The following is an 18669-nucleotide window of genomic DNA, read 5'->3' as shown; positions in this document are numbered from 1 at the left end:
AGTGGCGCTGCGTTGCGCCGCCTGCAACGCTGGGTTAGACAGAACCGGATGATATTCCGGGGGGACGTGATGCGCCGCTTTTTTGTTGTCTTGCCATTGCTTGTGGCACTCGCCGCCTGCGGCAGTTCCACCCGAGATCTTGAAGAACCCACAGAACCGATGGCCGATTTTCGCATCGGCCATATCGGTGTCGTCGCACCCAATCTGCAAAAGCTTTTGGTGTCGCGCGACGCAACCGAAGAGGAATGGATCGCAGCGGTGACCACCGCGCTGGGCGACCGGTTCAGCCGTTTTGAAGGCGATAAATACTACCATCTTGGCGTCAGCGTCGAAGCCTATTCCCTGCCGCCGCCCATCATTCCCGGCAAGTCCGCTGTCGCCTTGAACGTGACAGTGTGGGACGATGCCGCACAGGCCAAGATGAACGCCGAGCCGAAACAGATCCAAGTGATCAAGGTGTTCGAGTCGCGTATTTCCAAGAACCGGGATCAGCAATTGACAGGCTTGGCTGAAGAAGCGGCTCGCCTCGTTGAGGTCTGGATGCGTGAAATGCAAGAGAGTGATGGATGGTTCATGGGCAGCGCCGACGCCACCTTGCCTGCCGCTCCGACAGTGTCCGGAGGGGCGCTTCCAGCCGCCGCGACGGATCAGGAATCTGCAGGCGCACCGCTCTCAGTCACCCGCTGAACAAAGTCGTCCCGATCTTGCGGTATTGCTACCGGACCACTTGGTGCGTTTGGGCTTGATTTTCCGGTTTTCTACGCATAGATCGCCCGCGATGAAAACCGGGTCGGGTGGACCCCCCAATTCACGAGGCGTCTGTAGAGATGGGCAAGGAAAAGTTTGAGCGCGGTAAGCCGCACTGCAACATTGGCACGATTGGTCACGTTGACCACGGCAAGACGACGCTGACGGCGGCGATCACGAAGTACTTTGGTGACTTCAAAGCGTATGACCAGATCGACGGCGCGCCGGAAGAGAAGGCACGTGGTATCACGATCTCGACCGCGCACGTGGAATACGAAACCGACGCGCGTCACTACGCACATGTCGACTGCCCCGGCCACGCGGACTACGTGAAAAACATGATCACCGGTGCTGCCCAGATGGACGGCGCGATCCTGGTTGTGAACGCCGCTGACGGCCCGATGCCGCAGACCCGCGAGCACATCCTGCTGGGCCGCCAGGTGGGTATCCCCGCCATGGTCGTGTTCATGAACAAGGTTGACCAGGTTGACGATCCGGAACTTCTGGAACTCGTCGAGATGGAAATCCGCGAATTGCTGTCGACCTACGACTTCCCGGGCGACGACATTCCGATCATCGCGGGCTCCGCTCTGCACGCCATGAACGGCACGCAGCCGGAAATCGGCGAGAACAAGATCCGCGAACTGATGCAGGCTGTTGACGACTACATCCCGCAGCCGGCCCGTGCGATCGACCAGCCGTTCCTGATGCCGATCGAAGACGTGTTCTCGATCTCGGGTCGTGGTACGGTTGTGACCGGTCGTATCGAGCGTGGCGTGATCAACGTTGGCGACACCATCGAAATCGTTGGCATCAAGGACACCAAATCGACGACCTGTACCGGCGTTGAAATGTTCCGCAAGCTGCTGGATCGTGGTGAAGCAGGGGACAACGTGGGCGTTCTGCTGCGCGGCATCGACCGTGAGGGCGTTGAGCGTGGCCAGGTTTTGTGCAAGCCGAAGTCGGTGAACCCGCACACGAAGTTCGAAGCCGAGGTCTACATTCTGACCAAGGAAGAAGGCGGTCGTCACACACCGTTCTTTGCGAACTACCGTCCGCAGTTCTACTTCCGGACCACAGACGTGACGGGCACCGTGACGCTGCCGGAAGGCACCGAAATGGTGATGCCGGGCGACAACCTGAAGTTCGACGTTGAACTGATCGCGCCGATCGCCATGGAAGACGGCCTCCGCTTCGCCATCCGCGAAGGCGGCCGCACCGTCGGCTCCGGCGTCGTGTCCAAAATCGTCGAGTAAACCTCAACGATCCTTTGAATGACAGAGGGCCACCCAATCGGGTGGCCCTTTTGTTTTGCGACCTTTTCGGGTATGATTTCAGTGCAACCGATGGAGGGCGACGTGACCATTTCCCTGATCTGATCCAGAATTTTTTTGAAACCAGATTCAGAGGTATGTCATGCCGGAAGTTTTCGCTGACCCCAACGCCCTGCATCCCGTTGTGCTGCCCGATGGTACGCCGCACACGGGCACCGTGTTCCTGAAGCCGGCCCTATCCCATCCGCGTATAGAGGTGGGTGATTACAGCTATGCCAGCGCGCATCATCCCCCCGAGGATTGGGCAGCTTGTCTTGCGCCATATCTCTACCCATTTTCGCCCGAGCGGCTCATAATCGGAAAATTCTGCCAGATCGCCAGCGGTGTGCAGATCATCACCTCTTCGGCCAATCACCGGCATGACGGGATATCGACCTTTCCCTTCATGATCTTTGGTGGGGGGGACCCGGCAGGGCGACCCAGTATGCCTGCGCCGGGGCGGGACACCACTATTGGGCATGATGTCTGGATCGGCAGCGGTGCGACGATCCTGCCGGGCGCGCGGATCGGGAATGGAGTGATCATCGGAGCTGGCGCGGTCGTGTCGGGTCAGGTGCCATCGTATTCGGTGGTCGCGGGCAATCCAGCCCGCATTCTTCGCGCGCGGTACGATGCGCATACGGTGGCGCGCTTGGAGCAGCTTGCGTGGTGGGATTGGCCAATCGACGACATCCTTGCAGCCGAGGCCGACATCTGCGGAGGCGACATTGGCGCGTTGGAGCGCAGGGCTCCCTAAACGATTGAAGGCCGCCCGTTTGGGGCGGCCTTTTCATCGTCCGCGACGGAGCGTGTGTCAGAGGCTGCGTCGCGGAGAGTGATGTGCGACCGTCATGGGCCGTGTCTGGATCACTTGACCAGAGCTTGGATGATGGCGCGCTTTTCGCTGTTGCTGTCGCCGGAGTGAATGACGGACAGGATGGTGTTGACCTCGGCTTCGGTCAGCGTGGAAACATCGACGTTGGGTGCGAATTGCGAGATGCCCGAGGTGTCGACCATTGCGGATGCCGAGAATGCGGTGAGGGTGAGAGCGGTTGCTGCGATCAGAGTTTTCATTTTCTTAAGTCCTTTTGTGTGAGGGTTGGTTTACTTGACGAGGGCCTGAATGATGGCGCGCTTTTCGCCGTTGCTGTCACCGGAATGGATGATGGACAGGATGGTGTTGACCTCGGCTTCGGTCAGCGTGGAGACATCGACGTTGGGTGCGAATTGCGAGATGCCCGATGTGTCGACCATGGCGGATGCCGAGAATGCGGTGAGGGCGAGGGCGGTTGCTGCGATCAGAGTTTTCATTTTCTTAAGTCCTTTTGTGTGAGGGTTGGTTTACTGGACGAGGGCCTGAATGACGGCGCGCTTTTCGCTGTTGCTGTCACCGGAATGGATGACGGACAGGATGGTGTTGACCTCGGCTTCGGTCAGCGTGGAGACATCGACGTTGGGTGCGAATTGCGAGATGCCCGAGGTGTCGACCATTGCGGATGCCGAGAATGCGGTGAGGGCGAGAGCAGTTGCTGCGATGAGAGTTTTCATTTTCTTAAGTCCTTTCGTGTGAGGGTTGGTTTACTTGACGAGGGCCTGAATGACGGCGCGCTTTTCGCCGTTGCTGTCACCGGAATGGATGACGGACAGGATGGTGTTGACCTCGGCTTCAGTCAGTGTGGAGACATCGACGTTGGGTGCGAATTGCGAGATGCCCGATGTGTCGACCATGGCGGATGCCGAGAATGCGGTGAGGGCGAGGGCGGTTGCTGCGATCAGAGTTTTCATATGTTTGGTCCTTTGGTTTGTGTTGCGATGCGCCGTGTGGCGCGGTTTCGGTTGTGTCTGTCGTCGGTTTGTCTGTCCGACACCAATCAAGTTAGGGTTGGTGCGGCGGGCTTTGAATTCACAGCTCGTGCACAGCGGCTCTCGCAAAAGTGGCCTTGACGCGAGGGGCGGGCGATCACCCCCTGCGCGCGGCTGCACAGGCTTGGTGCGGATCAGGATTTGTTGGGGTTTTGGCAGTGTTCGGATGGCAGGATTTGACACTGCTGCGTGACGGAGATCACGGGTTCGGTGATGTCCTATGACGTATCAAGAAAACGTGACGGTCCGGAAAAGCCGATATGTTTCAATGGGAACACCGGAGTGCGAGCAGCCGAGACCACGGCCGTGATCCATGTGTCAGAGGGCAGTGCGGGTTTCCTGTGGCTGGATGAGTCGTTAAGGGCGTATTTTGCTGATTATTGGAGTGCGGAAGGTTCACTGTGCAGTTCAAAAGCGGGAACGGTGGCGCGCGCTGCGAGGCAAGCAGCTTCGACGCAGCTTGGTTCAAGCGGTTTTGAAACCGCTTGCGCACCGCATTTCAAACGTGGTCTGAAAACCCGCTCAAACGGATTTACACTGACAAACACTCATTTTTACGAAAGCAGATGGGGGGCTCTTGAGCTCGAGAACTTTTTGTCCGTGCTTTGGCGTTCTGGGCCTTGATTTCAGTGTGGCCTTGGAATACCCGTCATCTCGGCCTTAGGGGTATAGCTCAGCTGGTAGAGCGACGGTCTCCAAAACCGTAGGTCGCGGGTTCGAACCCTGCTGCCCCTGCCACTTCCAAAAAACGAATATTCCGGATCGCTGTCTCGCGGGAACGCAAGGCATTCAAAGGCCCGAGCAACAAAAAAGGCCGCCCCGATGGGACGGCCCTATGATCGTGATCCAGCAGGATCAGTTGATCAGCGCTTCGATCTGTGCGGCCTTCTCATTGCGCGACATGCCGCTGTGCACATAGCTCATCGCGAGGGCCAATTCCTCTTGCGTCAATACGGTGATGTCCGCTTCTGGGACGTAGCTGCGCAACATGGCGGCTTGACCTTCGCTGACGATTGTCAGCGTATCAGCATCCATTTCCGCGCCGCCGAGGATGGATTCAACGCGGCTGGTGATTGTGGCGCGAGACTCGCCACCATAGGTCACGGCCAGTGCTGCTTCGGCTTGCGACTGGGTAATCGCTCCAAAGTCAGTGTTGGGTGCGTAATCGAGCAGACGCGCCATCTCAGCTTCGCTGATCATCGCGATGCCCATATCGACATTGTCGTCCGTGCCAAGTGCACGCAATTTGGCGGTCTTCTCGCCGTTGGACATGCCAGACGTCACGATGCCATAGGCAATATCGTAATCAGTATCCGTGAACGTCGAGGTGTCGATGCCTGTGTTAAAGGTCTGCACCTGTTGGATCTGGGCTTCGGTCGCGGCAAACGCTGCGGTGCCGAGTGTCGTTGCGAGTGCGGTTGCAATCATCATGCGTGTCATTGTGATGTCCTTTCGTTACTATACGTCGTCTTTGGTCTTAGTGCCGGCGGTGCAGTGCCCGTCGGCTCTGGTGGACAAACCGGATCAAGGCGGGAAACGTTCCTGCAAGTCGTTGGAAAAACGGACACATCTTTGTGACGGTGCCGGTTGGAACTTTTCTACGCTGACGGCTTTACGCGCGTTCCTCTTAAATGGCGGGACACATGATGCGTCTTATCGGTCGCGGCTTGCTTGAATTCGGGTTGCGTCTTCGCTAAGTGCGGAGTGAGCAAACGCAGAGCGAGACCATTATCATGGCTACGACCAACCCACTTCAGTTCATTCAGCAGGTTCGTGCTGAGGTGTCGAAGATCGTCTGGCCGACGCGGCGCGAGGTCCTTTTGACCACCGTGATGGTCTTTATCATGGCCGCATTGACGGCTGTGTTCTTTGCGTTGGTGGATATTTTGATCCGCAGCGGGCTTCAGGGCCTTCTGAACCTCTTCGGGTAAGATCGGGTCTGCTCTTGAAAAGGGCGGGCTAAGGCGGTAACTGACCCGACAAGACGGAATGAGGCGTGCATCGATTCGAGTTGCACGCCGATTTTTTGTTCCGGAGCGGATGCGCGTGCGCGTCGGCCACAAAACAACAGACGGCGTCTTAGCCGCATGGACAAGAAGGTTTGCGACCAGATGGCGAAGCGGTGGTACTCGGTCAGTGTTCTGTCGAATTTCGAAAAGAAAATCGCGGAACAGATCCTGCAAGCGGTCGAGGAGCAGGGGCTTCAGGACCAGATCGAAGAAGTGATGGTGCCGACTGAGGAAGTGATTGAAATCCGTCGCGGCAAGAAGGTCACGGCAGAGCGTCGCTTCATGCCGGGTTATGTGCTGGTGCGGATGGAGATGTCGGATCAGGGCTATCACCTGATCAACTCGATCAACCGCGTCACCGGATTCCTTGGTCCGCAGGGCCGCCCGATGCCGATGCGCGACGCAGAAGTGCAGGCCATCTTGGGCCGTGTCGCCGAAGGTGAAGAAACGCCGCGTACGCTGATCCATTTCGAGATTGGTGAGAAGGTCAAGGTCAACGACGGTCCGTTCGAGGATTTCGATGGCATGATCGAAGAGGTGGACGACGACAACCAGCGCCTGAAGGTGTCGGTTGTGATTTTTGGCCGGGAAACGCCGGTCGAACTGGAATACACGCAGGTCACGAAGCAATAGTGATCTGAGTGCGGGCAGGGAAACCTGCCGAAAGAGCGTGGGAGGCGAGCGGCACGCGTATCGTGGACCGGACCACACAACATGAGTGACCTTGGAACGCGTTCCCGGGTCGTTGGAAAAGGAGAGGCCAGATGGCCAAGAAACTTGCTGGCAAGATGAAGCTGCAGATCCCTGCAGGCAAAGCCAACCCAAGCCCGCCCGTGGGCCCTGCGCTGGGTCAGCGCGGCATCAATATCATGGAATTCTGCAAGGCGTTCAACGCCAAGACGCAGGACATGGAAGAGGGCGCACCCTGCCCGACAGAGATTATCTATTACCAGGATAAATCCTTCACCATGAACATCAAGACGCCGCCCGCGTCTTATTATCTGAAGAAGGCCGCCGGTCTGAAGCCGGTTGGCAAGCGGAACCGTCCGCGTGGTGCCGAAAATCCCGGCCGCGAGACCATCGCAACCGTGACTGTCGCTCAAGTGCGCGAGATCGCGGAAGCCAAGATGAAAGACCTCAACGCAAACGACGTTGAAGGTGCAATGCAGATTATCCTGGGCTCTGCGAAGTCCATGGGCATCGAGGTGAAGTAAGATGGCTAAGCTTGGAAAACGCACCCGCGCCGCCCGCGAAGCCTTTGTTGGCAAAGACGATGTGACCGTTGCTGAAGCGGTTGCTCTGATCAAGGCAAACGCAAACGCAAAGTTCGACGAAACGCTGGAAATCGCGATGAACCTCGGTGTTGATCCGCGTCACGCGGACCAGATGGTTCGTGGCGTTGTCGGACTGCCGAACGGCACTGGCAAGACTGTTCGCGTTGCCGTGTTCGCACGTGGTCCGAAGGCTGACGAAGCCAAGGCCGCTGGCGCAGATATCGTTGGCGCAGAAGATCTGATGGAAACCGTCCAGGGCGGCACCATCGACTTTGACCGCTGCATCGCAACCCCGGACATGATGCCGATCGTCGGCCGTCTGGGTAAGGTGCTTGGCCCGCGCAACCTGATGCCGAACCCCAAGGTTGGCACTGTGACCATGGACGTCAAGGAAGCCGTGGAAGCGGCGAAAGGCGGCCAGGTTCAGTTCAAGGCCGAGAAGGCTGGCGTTGTTCATGCCGGGATCGGCAAGATCTCGTTTGACGATGCCAAGTTGGTCGAGAACGTCAAGGCGTTCGTTGACGCTGTGGCCAAAGCCAAGCCGACAGGCGCAAAGGGCACCTACATGAAAAAGATCGCGCTATCCTCGACCATGGGTCCGGGCGTGTCGATCTCTGTGGATGACGCTGCTGGTCACTAAGCCAGTTTGCATATTCATGAAAACGGCGTCCTTCGGGGCGCCGTTTTTTGTTGCCGGATTGGGGCGTGTCGCAGGCCCAACAATCACCGTTTGTGCAACTTAGAATTGACCGATTCCTGAGCTATGAACATGCTGATCTTAAAGTTTGGAGTTCAGCGCATGTCCACTTCCATTGACGTCACGCCGGCCCATTGGGGGCTGATCGGGTTTGTGTTCGGCGTGGCAGCACTTTGTGCGGCGGTGGTTTTGACTTCTGGGATGTTGGCGCCTGTGCCAGAGCAATCTGTTGGAACGTTGATTGGAGAAATTGCACGCGACATCCGCAATGCCGCGACTGGTGTCGCCAGTGCGCCGGTTGAGAATCCAAGCATGGATCTGGATGCGCTTTTGGCCGTGCTGACGCCGGTTCTTGCGGTAATTGCAGCCGTGCTGGGCGGGATAAGCCTGTTCCGACACGAACCAACCTCACTTCCGAAATTGGCGATTGGTTTGGGCATTTCTGCGTTTGTGATGCAATACGCGTTTTGGATGGCGATGCTGATCTGCGGAACTGTTCTTCTGGTGGCGATCGTATCGAATATCGGCGACATCCTTGGCGGCTAAGGCCCTCCCTTCGCAGTTTGCGGTAGTTTGCGCAGGTAGGCTCACCGTGATGGAAAATATCGCTTTTGCGATCTCTTCAGGCTGTGATACCGTCTTCCCGTGAAAAAGTGAAAATTCGCAGAAGATTTGCAGGCCCGAGGGCTTGGCAAATCCTTCAACGCGTACTATGCCCACATTTGCATCAGGCCGCGCGATTCGTCCCGCGGTCTTTTGTATTACGTCCGAGACGGTGGGTTGGGGCATGTGCCGCAATAAATCCTGCCCGAGGCGGGAACAGACCGACATGCCAAGGCTCACCCGTTGAGCGCTGGGCGGGTTTGGGACCGCAAACAGCGGACCAAACCGCCGGAGCGATCCGGTACCACTGAGCCGGGGGGTCCGCCCTCCAAACTGGAGTACACCTGTGGATAGAGCCCAAAAAGAGAAAGTGGTCGACGAACTCGGCCAGATCTTCGAAAGCTCTGGCGTCGTTGTGGTAGCCCACTACGAAGGTCTCACAGTTGCCGAGATGCAGGATCTCCGGGGGCGCGCCCGCGCCGCTGGAACTTCCGTACGTGTCGCCAAAAACCGTCTGGCCAAGATTGCCCTTGATGGAAAGCCGTGCGCAAGCATTGCTAACTTCCTGACAGGCATGACGGTTCTCACCTATTCCGAAGACCCTGTGGCAGCCGCCAAAGTGGTCGAGGACTTCGCCAAGGAGAACAAAAAGTTCGAAATCCTTGGTGGGGCCATGGGCGAGACCGCACTTGACCGGGCCGGTGTTGAAGCCGTGTCCAAGATGCCGTCGCGCGAGGAGCTTATTGCTTCCATCGTCGGCTGCATTGGCGCACCGGCGTCCAACATCGCTGGCGCGATTGGCGCACCTGCATCGAACATCGCCTCCATTCTCTCGACCATCGAAGAGAAAGCGGCGTAAGGCATCTGGAAATCTTCGCGGGGTTGAAACCTCGACGTTGGAACACATTTAGATAGGAAAGTCACAATGGCTGATCTGAAAAAACTGGCAGAAGAGATCGTTGGTCTGACGCTGCTTGAAGCACAAGAACTGAAAACAATCCTCAAGGATGAGTACGGCATCGAGCCCGCCGCTGGTGGCGCGGTCATGATGGCGGGTCCGGCTGGTGGCGACGCCGGTGGCGCGGCTGCTGAAGAGCAGACCGAATTCGACGTCATCCTGAAGTCGGCAGGCGCATCCAAGATCAACGTGATCAAGGAAGTTCGCGGCATCACCGGTCTGGGCCTCAAAGAAGCCAAGGATCTGGTCGAAGCAGGCGGCAAAGCTGTCAAAGAGCAGGTTTCCAAGGACGAAGCCGAAGACATCAAAGCGAAGCTGGAAGCAGCTGGCGCGGAAGTCGAGCTCAAGTAATTGGCAGGTGCGTGAGAGCACACACCCTGCAAGATGTAGGGTGCACGCTCTTCACGCACCGATCCAAAATCAGAGGCTGGGTATGGATTTCCATGCCCAGCCGCTCCCGTCTTAGAAAGGCCCTGCAAGACAAGGGGGTTTTCTTGGACAGGATCCAAAGATCGGGAGGCGCGCGGTGGGACGTGTGCCGGGAATTGATCGGGTTCGTGTCGTCTCTATTGGGCAGACCGCCGGGGCCCGACGGTGGAATGCTCAGCTGAGAATGAAAAGGTGATATCGACCATGGCGCAAAGCTACCTTGGCCAGAAACGTCTTCGTAAATACTACGGAAAAATCCGCGAGGTTCTGGAGATGCCGAACCTCATCGAGGTTCAGAAATCCTCTTACGACCTCTTCCTGAAATCCGGCGACCAGCCTCAGCCGCTTGACGGCGAAGGCATCAAGGGTGTCTTCCAATCGGTTTTTCCGATCAAGGATTTCAACGAAACCAGCGTGCTGGAATTCGTCAGCTACGAGCTGGAAAAGCCGAAATACGACGTCGAGGAATGTCAGCAGCGTGACATGACCTACAGTGCGCCGCTGAAGGTCAAGCTGCGTCTTATCGTGTTCGATATGGACGAAGACACTGGGGCCAAGTCGGTCAAGGACATCAAAGAACAAGACGTTTTCATGGGCGATATGCCCCTGATGACGCCGAACGGCACATTCGTCGTGAACGGAACGGAACGCGTGATCGTGTCCCAGATGCACCGTTCGCCGGGCGTGTTTTTCGATCACGACAAAGGCAAGACGCACAGCTCGGGCAAGCTGCTCTTCGCCTGCCGCATCATTCCCTATCGTGGCTCGTGGCTGGACTTTGAATTCGACGCCAAAGACCTTGTTTTCGCGCGCATCGACCGCCGCCGTAAACTTCCGGTGACGACCCTGTTGTATTCCTTGGGCCTCGACCAGGAAGACATCATGGACGCGTATTACAACACCGTGTCCTACACACTGCGCAAAGGCGAAGGCTGGGAGACCAAGTTCTTCCCCGAGCGCGTGCGCGGGACCCGTCCGACCTATGATCTCGTGGATGCCGCAACCGGCGAAGTCTTTGCCGAAGCTGGCAAGAAAATCACGCCGCGTGCCGTCAAGAAGATCATTGACGATGGCAAGATCACTGATCTTTTGCTGCCGTTCGAACAGATCGTTGGCAAGTTCGTGGCCAAGGACATGATTAACGAAGACACCGGTGCGATCTATGTCGAAGCCGGGGACGAACTGACATGGACCGTCGACAAGGACGGTGCCGTGACTGGCGGTTCGCTGAAAGAGCTGGTGGATGCGGGTATCACCGAGATCCCAGTGCTCGACATCGACAACATCACCGTCGGCCCGTACATGCGCAACACGATGGCGGCCGACAAGAACATGAACCGCGAAACTGCGCTCATGGACATTTACCGCGTCATGCGTCCGGGCGAACCGCCGACCGTCGAAGCGGCGTCTGCGCTGTTCGAAACGCTGTTCTTCGACAGCGAACGCTATGATCTGTCCGCTGTTGGCCGCGTTAAGATGAACATGCGTCTCGCGCTCGACAAGCCGGACAGTCAGCGCACGCTGGACCGTCAGGACATCGTCGCCTGCGTCAAGGCGCTGGTGGAGCTGCGCGATGGTAAGGGCGACATCGACGACATCGACCACCTCGGCAACCGCCGGGTCCGTTCGGTTGGCGAACTGATGGAAAACCAATACCGCGTCGGTCTGCTCCGGATGGAGCGGGCGATCAAGGAACGTATGTCCTCGGTCGAGATCGACACGGTGATGCCGCAGGACCTGATCAACGCAAAACCTGCTGCTGCCGCGGTGCGTGAATTCTTCGGCTCTTCGCAGCTGTCGCAGTTCATGGACCAGACCAACCCGCTGTCTGAAGTGACGCACAAGCGTCGTCTGTCGGCGCTTGGACCGGGCGGTCTGACCCGCGAACGTGCTGGCTTTGAGGTGCGCGACGTGCATGCGACCCACTACGGTCGCATGTGCCCGATTGAAACGCCGGAAGGTCCGAACATCGGTCTGATCAACTCGCTGGCCACCTTTGCCCGCGTGAACAAGTACGGCTTCATCGAAACGCCGTATCGCCGGGTCAAGGATGGGCATGTCACAGACGAAGTTCAGTACATGTCCGCGACCGAGGAACAGCGTCACACCGTGGCTCAGGCCAACGCAACGCTGGACGAGAACGGCAAGTTCGTGAACGAGTTCGTCAACACCCGCCAGTCGGGTGAATACACGCTTGCGCCGAACGAGTCCGTTGATCTGATCGACGTGTCGCCGAAGCAGCTTGTGTCTGTTGCGGCCTCGCTCATTCCGTTCCTTGAAAATGACGACGCGAACCGTGCTCTCATGGGCTCGAACATGCAGCGTCAGGCGGTTCCCACCCTGCGTTCCGAGGCACCGCTGGTCGGTACCGGGATCGAAGGTGTGGTTGCACGCGACTCGGGTGCGGCGATCATGGCGAAACGTGCCGGGATCATCGACCAGGTCGATGCGACCCGTATCGTTGTGCGGGCGACCGAAGACCTCGAGCTGGGGGATGCGGGTGTGGACATTTACCGTCTGCGCAAGTTCCAGCGCTCGAACCAGAACACCTGTATCAACCAGCGTCCGCTGGTGAATGTGGGTGACACCGTAGGCAAGGGCGAAGTCATCGCCGATGGCCCGTCCACCGATCTGGGCGAACTGGCTCTGGGCAAGAACGTGGTCGTCGCGTTCATGCCGTGGAACGGCTATAACTACGAAGACTCGATCCTCATCTCCGAGCGGATTGCACGGGACGACGTGTTTACTTCGATCCACATCGAGGAATTCGAAGTCGCCGCGCGTGACACGAAGCTTGGGCCGGAAGAGATCACACGCGATATTCCGAACGTCGGTGAAGAAGCGCTGCGCAACCTCGACGAGGCGGGTATCGTTTATATCGGTGCCGACGTGGAGCCGGGCGATATTCTGGTCGGCAAGATCACACCGAAGGGCGAAAGCCCGATGACGCCGGAAGAGAAGCTCCTCCGCGCTATCTTTGGTGAGAAAGCGTCCGACGTGCGGGATACATCGCTGCGTGTGAAACCGGGCGATTTCGGTACCGTTGTGGAAGTTCGTGTGTTCAACCGTCACGGCGTCGAAAAAGACGAACGTGCGTTGCAGATCGAGCGGGAGGAAGTCGAACGTCTGGCCCGTGACCGGGACGACGAGCTGGCGATCCTTGACCGTAACATCTACGCGCGTCTGAAAGACCTGATCCTTGGCAAGATGGCTGTCAAAGGTCCGAAAGGCGTCAAGTCCAACAGCCAGATCACCGAAGAGCTGCTTGAATCGCTGACCCGTGGTCAGTGGTGGCAGCTGGCGCTGGAAGACGAAGACGACGCCAAGATCATGGAAGCCCTGAACGAGCAGTACGAGGCGCAAAAGCGTGCTCTTGATGCGCGGTTCGAAGACAAGGTTGAAAAGGTCCGTCGTGGTGACGATCTGCCTCCGGGCGTGATGAAGATGGTCAAGGTATTCGTCGCGGTGAAGCGCAAGCTGCAGCCGGGCGACAAGATGGCCGGTCGTCATGGCAACAAAGGTGTGATCTCGAAAGTGGTGCCGATGGAGGACATGCCGTTCCTCGCAGATGGTACTCCGGTCGATTTCTGTCTCAACCCGCTGGGCGTGCCGTCGCGCATGAACGTCGGTCAGATTCTTGAAACCCACATGGGTTGGGCCGCACGCGGTCTCGGTATCAAGATTGACGAAGCGTTGCAGGACTACCGTCGCTCCGGCGACCTGACCCCGGTGCGCGAAGCGATGCGGATCGCCTATGGTGATGATGTCTACGAAGAAGGCATCAAGGACATGGACGAAGCACAGCTGATCACAGCCGCGGGCAATGCCACCAACGGTGTGCCGATTGCGACACCGGTCTTTGACGGTGCGAAAGAAGCTGACGTCAACGACTCGTTGATCCGCGCTGGTTTCGACACTTCCGGTCAGTCTATCCTGTTTGATGGTCGCTCGGGTGAGCAGTTCTCGCGGTCAGTGACCGTGGGTGTGAAGTACCTGCTCAAACTGCACCACTTGGTCGACGACAAGATCCACGCGCGTTCAACCGGACCGTACAGCCTTGTGACCCAGCAGCCGCTCGGTGGTAAGGCACAGTTCGGTGGTCAGCGTTTCGGGGAAATGGAAGTCTGGGCTTTGGAAGCTTATGGCGCGGCCTATACTCTGCAGGAAATGCTGACCGTAAAGTCGGATGACGTCGCGGGCCGGACCAAGGTCTATGAAAGCATCGTTAAGGGCGAGGACAATTTCGAAGCGGGCATTCCCGAGAGCTTTAATGTTCTCGTCAAGGAAGTGCGCGGCCTCGGCCTGAATATGGAACTCCTGGATGCGGAGGATGAGGAATAAGCGACACCGTTCGCCCTGGGCGCGGCCAGACTTTTCGAAAAGTCTGGCCAATTCCTTCGAAGGAATTGGCGCCCGGCTCATCCCCCACGCCCTTATTTTGAGGTAACTCTATGAACCAGGAACTGACCAACAACCCGTTCAACCCCGTCGCACCGGCCAAGGTGTTCGACGAGATCAAAGTCTCGCTCGCATCGCCCGAGCGGATTTTGTCGTGGTCCTTCGGTGAGATCAAAAAGCCCGAAACCATCAACTACCGGACGTTCAAGCCCGAGCGTGACGGCCTGTTCTGCGCGCGCATCTTCGGCCCGATCAAAGACTACGAATGTCTGTGCGGCAAATACAAGCGTATGAAGTATCGCGGCGTTGTCTGCGAAAAATGCGGTGTGGAAGTCACCCTGCAGAAGGTCCGCCGCGAGCGGATGGGCCATATCGAACTGGCCGCGCCCTGCGCCCACATCTGGTTCCTCAAGTCGCTGCCGTCGCGCATCGGCCTGATGCTGGACATGACGCTGCGCGATCTGGAACGCATCCTCTACTTTGAAAACTACGTTGTGATCGAGCCGGGTCTGACCGACCTGACCTACGGCCAGTTGATGACCGAAGAAGAGTTCATGGACGCGCAGGATGCCTACGGCATGGACGCGTTCACTGCCAATATCGGTGCTGAAGCGATCCGTGAGATGCTCGCCAATATCGATCTGGAATCCGAGGCCGACACGCTGCGTGCCGACCTCAAGGAAGCGACAGGTGAACTGAAGCCCAAGAAGATCATCAAGCGCCTCAAGGTGGTTGAATCCTTCCTCGAGTCCGGCAACCGTCCGGAATGGATGGTTCTGACAGTGATCCCCGTGATCCCCCCAGAACTGCGTCCGCTGGTTCCTCTGGATGGGGGCCGTTTCGCGACCTCTGACCTCAACGATCTCTATCGCCGCGTGATCAACCGGAACAACCGTCTCAAGCGCCTGATCGAATTGCGCGCGCCTGACATCATCGTCCGCAACGAAAAGCGGATGTTGCAGGAATCCGTGGACGCTCTGTTCGACAACGGCCGTCGTGGTCGTGTCATCACCGGAGCCAACAAGCGCCCGCTCAAGTCACTGTCCGACATGCTCAAGGGCAAGCAGGGCCGCTTCCGTCAGAACCTTCTGGGCAAGCGCGTCGATTTCTCGGGTCGTTCGGTCATCGTGACGGGTCCGGAACTCAAACTGCACCAGTGCGGATTGCCGAAGAAGATGGCGCTCGAACTGTTCAAGCCCTTCATCTATTCGCGGCTTGAAGCCAAGGGCCTGTCGTCGACCGTCAAACAAGCCAAGAAATTGGTCGAAAAGGAACGTCCCGAAGTTTGGGATATTCTTGACGAAGTGATCCGCGAACACCCGGTTCTGCTGAACCGTGCGCCGACGCTGCACCGTCTGGGCATTCAGGCGTTCGAGCCGGTTCTGATCGAAGGTAAGGCGATCCAGCTTCACCCACTGGTCTGTTCGGCTTTCAACGCCGACTTCGACGGTGACCAGATGGCTGTTCACGTCCCGCTGAGCCTTGAGGCGCAGTTGGAAGCCCGTGTTCTGATGATGTCGACGAACAACGTCCTGTCGCCCGCCAACGGCGCGCCGATCATCGTTCCGTCGCAGGATATGATCCTTGGCCTGTACTACGTGTCCATCGCCCGCAACGGGATGAAGGGCGAAGGCATGACATTCGCGTCGATCGAAGAAGTCGAACACGCGTTGAATGCTGGCGAAGTGCATTTGCATGCCCACATCAAATGCCGGGTCAAGCAGATCGACGACGAAGGCAACGAGATCACCAAGCTGTACGATTCCACACCGGGTCGTGTGCGTCTTGGTGCGCTACTGCCGTTGAACGCGAAAGCGCCGTTTGATCTCGTCAACACGCTTCTGCGTAAGAAAGACGTTCAGAAAGTCATCGATACTGTCTACCGTTATTGCGGCCAGAAAGAGTCGGTTATCTTCTGTGACCAGATCATGACCATGGGCTTCAAAGAAGCGTTCAAGGCGGGCATTTCGTTCGGCAAGGACGACATGGTGATCCCGGAAACCAAGTGGCCGATCGTTGAAGAAACACGCGATCAGGTTAAGGATTTTGAACAGCAGTACATGGACGGCCTGATCACTCAGGGTGAAAAGTACAACAAAGTTGTCGATGCTTGGTCGAAGTGTAACGACAAGGTCACCGAAGCCATGATGTCCACCATCTCGGCAGAAAAAACCGACGAGAACGGCGCGACTATGGAGCCGAACTCGGTCTACATGATGGCCCACTCCGGTGCCCGTGGCTCGGTCACGCAGATGAAGCAGCTGGGCGGGATGCGCGGCCTGATGGCGAAGCCGAATGGCGACATCATCGAAACGCCGATCATCTCGAACTTCAAGGAAGGTCTGACCGTTCTTGAATACTTCAACTCGACCCACGGCGCTCGTAAGGGTCTGTCGGACACCGCTCTGAAGACGGCGAACTCGGGTTACCTGACCCGTCGTCTGGTGGACGTGGCGCAGGACTGCATCGTGCGTTTGCATGATTGCGGCACCGATCGTGCGATCACCGCGCAAGCGGCAGTCAATGATGGTGAAGTCGTCGCATCGCTGGCCGAGCGTATCCTCGGTCGTGTGAACGCCGATGACATCCTCAAGCCGGGAACGGACGAGGTGCTGGTGCGCGCCGGTCAACTGATCGACGAACGCATGTCCGACATGATCGAAGAGTCGGGCGTTGCCACCATGCGTATCCGTTCGCCGCTGACCTGCGAGGCCGAAGAGGGCGTTTGTGCCATGTGCTATGGTCGTGACCTTGCACGCGGCACATTGGTCAATAACGGCGAAGCGGTGGGTATCATCGCGGCACAGTCGATTGGCGAGCCGGGTACACAGCTGACGATGCGGACGTTCCACATCGGCGGTGTTGCTCAGGGTGGTCAGCAGTCGTTCCAAGAAGCGAGCCAAGAAGGCAAGGTCGTGTTCGAGAACGCGTCTACGCTGGAAAACTCGGTGGGTGACACGCTTGTCATGGGCCGTAACATGAAGCTGCGCATCATGGACGAGCATGGCGTCGAACGGGCCAGCCACAAGCTGGGCTACGGCACCAAGGTGTTCGTCAATGAAGGCAACATGGTCAAGCGCGGCGACAAGCTATTCGAATGGGATCCCTATACCCTGCCGATCATCGCCGAAAAGGACGGTATCGCCAAGCACGTGGACCTTACCGCTGGTGTAGCAGTACGTGACGAAACCGACGATGCGACAGGCATGACCCAGAAGATCGTCATCGACTGGCGTGCTGCACCCAAGGGCAATGAGCTCAAGCCGGAAATCATCCTGATGGGTGAAGACGGCGAGCCGCTGCGCAACGATGCGGGCAATCCGATCACCTATCCGATGTCGGTGGATGCCATTCTGTCCGTCGAAGATGGTCAGGACGTCAAGGCCGGGGACGTGGTTGCACGTATTCCGCGCGAAGGCGCCAAGACCAAGGACATCACCGGTGGTCTGCCGCGAGTGGCTGAACTCTTTGAGGCACGTCGACCCAAGGACCACGCCATCATCGCGGAAATCGACGGCTACGTCCGCTTTGGCAAAGACTACAAGAACAAGCGTCGTATCACCATCGAACCGGCGGATGACACGATGGAGCCCGTGGAATACATGGTCCCCAAGGGCAAGCACATTCCTGTTCAGGAGAACGACTTCATCCAGAAGGGTGAATACATCATGGACGGCAACCCTGCGCCGCATGACATCCTGTCCATCATGGGTGTCGAAGCGCTGGCGAACTACATGATCGACGAAGTTCAGGACGTCTATCGCCTGCAAGGTGTGAAGATCAACGACAAGCATGTCGAAGTGATCGTGCGCCAGATGCTTCAGAAGTGGGAAATCCAGGATTCTGGTGACACCACGCTTCTGAAAGGAGAACATGTGGACAAAGCCGAATTCGACCTTGCCAATGAAAAGGCCGAAAAGAAGGGTGGCCGTGCTGCCCAAGGCGAACCGATCCTGCTGGGCATCACCAAGGCGTCGCTGCAAACGCGCAGCTTCATCTCGGCGGCGTCGTTCCAGGAAACCACGCGCGTTCTTACCGAAGCATCGGTTCAGGGCAAGAAAGACAAGCTTGTTGGCCTGAAAGAGAACGTCATCGTGGGCCGTCTGATCCCGGCGGGCACCGGAGGGGCGACCCAGAAAATGCGTCGCGTGGCGCAAGATCGCGACAATGTCGTAATCGAAGCACGCCGCGAAGAGGCCGAGGCGGCGGCTGCGCTGGCAGCTCCTGCGCCGATGGACGATGTGGTGGGTGGCGACGAGTTCGACAACATCATTGTCGACACCCCGGAAAGCCGCGAATAAGCGCGACTTTTTACCAAATGATAAAAAACCCCCGCGCTTGTCGCGGGGGTTTTTGTTTGAACTCTGGTAAAAACAGG

18 protein-coding genes and 1 tRNA gene are annotated in these 18669 nt (G+C 57.8%); 14 read left to right on the top strand and 5 right to left on the bottom strand.

All coding sequences use genetic code 11. The features are described 5' to 3' along the window. Positions 1-69 precede the first annotated feature (69 nt). The 3 genes from ACK3EW_RS14310 (at position 70) to ACK3EW_RS14300 (ending at position 2817) form a co-directional block, all read left to right on the top strand. On the top strand, positions 70-687 hold the full coding sequence (locus tag ACK3EW_RS14310; protein WP_493806727.1) for a hypothetical protein: 618 nt from the start codon (positions 70-72) through the stop codon (positions 685-687). A 140-nt stretch (positions 688-827) separates the two neighbouring features. Next, the gene (tuf, locus tag ACK3EW_RS14305) at positions 828-2003 is read left to right on the top strand and encodes an elongation factor Tu (RefSeq protein ID WP_493806714.1); all 1176 of its coding nucleotides are present in this window, start codon (positions 828-830) and stop codon (positions 2001-2003) included. A 160-nt stretch (positions 2004-2163) separates the two neighbouring features. Further along, positions 2164-2817, top strand: a complete 654-nt coding sequence (locus ACK3EW_RS14300; RefSeq protein ID WP_493806726.1) for a CatB-related O-acetyltransferase — start codon at positions 2164-2166, stop codon at positions 2815-2817. 110 nt (positions 2818-2927) lie between these two features. Here ACK3EW_RS14300 and ACK3EW_RS14295 read toward each other — a convergent pair whose 3' ends face one another. The 4 genes from ACK3EW_RS14295 to ACK3EW_RS14280 are packed head-to-tail and all read right to left on the bottom strand — an operon-like array spanning position 2928 to position 3845. Beyond that, positions 2928-3134: a hypothetical protein gene (locus tag ACK3EW_RS14295; RefSeq protein WP_493806725.1), complete on the bottom strand. Its 207-nt coding sequence runs from the start codon at positions 3132-3134 to the stop codon at positions 2928-2930. A 30-nt stretch (positions 3135-3164) separates the two neighbouring features. Beyond that, entirely contained in the window at positions 3165-3371 is a 207-nt protein-coding gene (locus tag ACK3EW_RS14290; RefSeq protein WP_493806724.1) for a hypothetical protein, read from the bottom strand. A 30-nt stretch (positions 3372-3401) separates the two neighbouring features. Then, on the bottom strand, positions 3402-3608 hold the full coding sequence (locus tag ACK3EW_RS14285; RefSeq protein WP_493806723.1) for a hypothetical protein: 207 nt from the start codon (positions 3606-3608) through the stop codon (positions 3402-3404). A gap of 30 nt (positions 3609-3638) precedes the next feature. Then, positions 3639-3845 carry a hypothetical protein gene (locus ACK3EW_RS14280; RefSeq protein ID WP_085627624.1) on the bottom strand — a complete coding sequence of 69 codons (207 nt, stop codon included), beginning with the start codon at positions 3843-3845 and terminating at the stop codon, positions 3639-3641. A 267-nt stretch (positions 3846-4112) separates the two neighbouring features. On the opposite strand from ACK3EW_RS14280, the gene ACK3EW_RS14275 reads away from it, so the two are divergent. Next, complete coding sequence (locus ACK3EW_RS14275) at positions 4113-4547, top strand: hypothetical protein (protein ID WP_493806722.1); 435 nt, start codon at positions 4113-4115, stop codon at positions 4545-4547. A gap of 38 nt (positions 4548-4585) precedes the next feature. Beyond that, a tRNA-Trp gene (locus tag ACK3EW_RS14270) sits at positions 4586-4661 on the top strand. A gap of 117 nt (positions 4662-4778) precedes the next feature. Here ACK3EW_RS14270 and ACK3EW_RS14265 read toward each other — a convergent pair. After that, a complete protein-coding gene (locus tag ACK3EW_RS14265; protein ID WP_493806721.1) occupies positions 4779-5363 on the bottom strand; it encodes a hypothetical protein in 585 nt (194 codons plus the stop codon). A gap of 293 nt (positions 5364-5656) precedes the next feature. Between ACK3EW_RS14265 and secE the strand changes: the two genes are divergently transcribed. The 9 genes from secE (at position 5657) to rpoC (ending at position 18592) form a co-directional block, all read left to right on the top strand. Continuing rightward, positions 5657-5854 (top strand): preprotein translocase subunit SecE, encoded by a 198-nt coding sequence (secE, locus tag ACK3EW_RS14260; protein ID WP_085628833.1) that lies wholly within the window; start codon positions 5657-5659, stop codon positions 5852-5854. Positions 5855-6034: 180 nt separating this feature from the next. Then, a complete protein-coding gene (gene nusG, locus ACK3EW_RS14255; protein WP_085628966.1) occupies positions 6035-6565 on the top strand; it encodes a transcription termination/antitermination protein NusG in 531 nt (176 codons plus the stop codon). A gap of 131 nt (positions 6566-6696) precedes the next feature. Next, a complete protein-coding gene (gene rplK, locus ACK3EW_RS14250; protein WP_085628834.1) occupies positions 6697-7146 on the top strand; it encodes a 50S ribosomal protein L11 in 450 nt (149 codons plus the stop codon). Between the two features lies 1 nt (position 7147). Beyond that, on the top strand, positions 7148-7846 hold the full coding sequence (rplA, locus tag ACK3EW_RS14245) for a 50S ribosomal protein L1 (protein ID WP_439120334.1): 699 nt from the start codon (positions 7148-7150) through the stop codon (positions 7844-7846). Between the two features lie 159 nt (positions 7847-8005). Continuing rightward, entirely contained in the window at positions 8006-8449 is a 444-nt protein-coding gene (locus ACK3EW_RS14240) for a hypothetical protein (RefSeq protein ID WP_493806720.1), read from the top strand. 403 nt (positions 8450-8852) lie between these two features. Further along, entirely contained in the window at positions 8853-9365 is a 513-nt protein-coding gene (rplJ, locus tag ACK3EW_RS14235; protein WP_493806719.1) for a 50S ribosomal protein L10, read from the top strand. 66 nt (positions 9366-9431) lie between these two features. Beyond that, complete coding sequence (gene rplL, locus ACK3EW_RS14230; RefSeq protein ID WP_085628838.1) at positions 9432-9815, top strand: 50S ribosomal protein L7/L12; 384 nt, start codon at positions 9432-9434, stop codon at positions 9813-9815. A 282-nt stretch (positions 9816-10097) separates the two neighbouring features. Continuing rightward, positions 10098-14234, top strand: coding sequence for a DNA-directed RNA polymerase subunit beta (gene rpoB, locus ACK3EW_RS14225; protein WP_493806718.1), 4137 nt, complete (start codon positions 10098-10100; stop codon positions 14232-14234). A gap of 110 nt (positions 14235-14344) precedes the next feature. Then, positions 14345-18592, top strand: a complete 4248-nt coding sequence (gene rpoC / locus ACK3EW_RS14220; protein ID WP_493806717.1) for a DNA-directed RNA polymerase subunit beta' — start codon at positions 14345-14347, stop codon at positions 18590-18592. Positions 18593-18669: the final 77 nt, after the last annotated feature.

The organism is Marivita sp. NO-S04, from assembly GCF_059070475.1.
This window is presented reverse-complemented; position numbering and strand designations above follow the sequence as displayed.

Excerpts from the sequence above, each read along its gene's own strand:
- ACK3EW_RS14310 (WP_493806727.1), top strand. The coding sequence starts at position 70 with ATGCGCCGCTTTTTTGTTGTCTTGCCATTGCTTGTGGCACTCGCCGCC.
- tuf (WP_493806714.1), top strand. The coding sequence starts at position 828 with ATGGGCAAGGAAAAGTTTGAGCGCGGTAAGCCGCACTGCAACATTGGC.
- ACK3EW_RS14300 (WP_493806726.1), top strand. The coding sequence starts at position 2,164 with ATGCCGGAAGTTTTCGCTGACCCCAACGCCCTGCATCCCGTTGTGCTG.
- ACK3EW_RS14295 (WP_493806725.1), bottom strand. The coding sequence starts at position 3,134 with ATGAAAACTCTGATCGCAGCAACCGCTCTCACCCTCACCGCATTCTCG.
- ACK3EW_RS14290 (WP_493806724.1), bottom strand. The coding sequence starts at position 3,371 with ATGAAAACTCTGATCGCAGCAACCGCCCTCGCCCTCACCGCATTCTCG.
- ACK3EW_RS14285 (WP_493806723.1), bottom strand. The coding sequence starts at position 3,608 with ATGAAAACTCTCATCGCAGCAACTGCTCTCGCCCTCACCGCATTCTCG.
- ACK3EW_RS14280 (WP_085627624.1), bottom strand. The coding sequence starts at position 3,845 with ATGAAAACTCTGATCGCAGCAACCGCCCTCGCCCTCACCGCATTCTCG.
- ACK3EW_RS14265 (WP_493806721.1), bottom strand. The coding sequence starts at position 5,363 with ATGACACGCATGATGATTGCAACCGCACTCGCAACGACACTCGGCACC.
- secE (WP_085628833.1), top strand. The coding sequence starts at position 5,657 with ATGGCTACGACCAACCCACTTCAGTTCATTCAGCAGGTTCGTGCTGAG.
- nusG (WP_085628966.1), top strand. The coding sequence starts at position 6,035 with ATGGCGAAGCGGTGGTACTCGGTCAGTGTTCTGTCGAATTTCGAAAAG.
- rplK (WP_085628834.1), top strand. The coding sequence starts at position 6,697 with ATGGCCAAGAAACTTGCTGGCAAGATGAAGCTGCAGATCCCTGCAGGC.
- rplA (WP_439120334.1), top strand. The coding sequence starts at position 7,148 with ATGGCTAAGCTTGGAAAACGCACCCGCGCCGCCCGCGAAGCCTTTGTT.
- ACK3EW_RS14240 (WP_493806720.1), top strand. The coding sequence starts at position 8,006 with ATGTCCACTTCCATTGACGTCACGCCGGCCCATTGGGGGCTGATCGGG.
- rplL (WP_085628838.1), top strand. The coding sequence starts at position 9,432 with ATGGCTGATCTGAAAAAACTGGCAGAAGAGATCGTTGGTCTGACGCTG.
- rpoB (WP_493806718.1), top strand. The coding sequence starts at position 10,098 with ATGGCGCAAAGCTACCTTGGCCAGAAACGTCTTCGTAAATACTACGGA.
- rpoC (WP_493806717.1), top strand. The coding sequence starts at position 14,345 with ATGAACCAGGAACTGACCAACAACCCGTTCAACCCCGTCGCACCGGCC.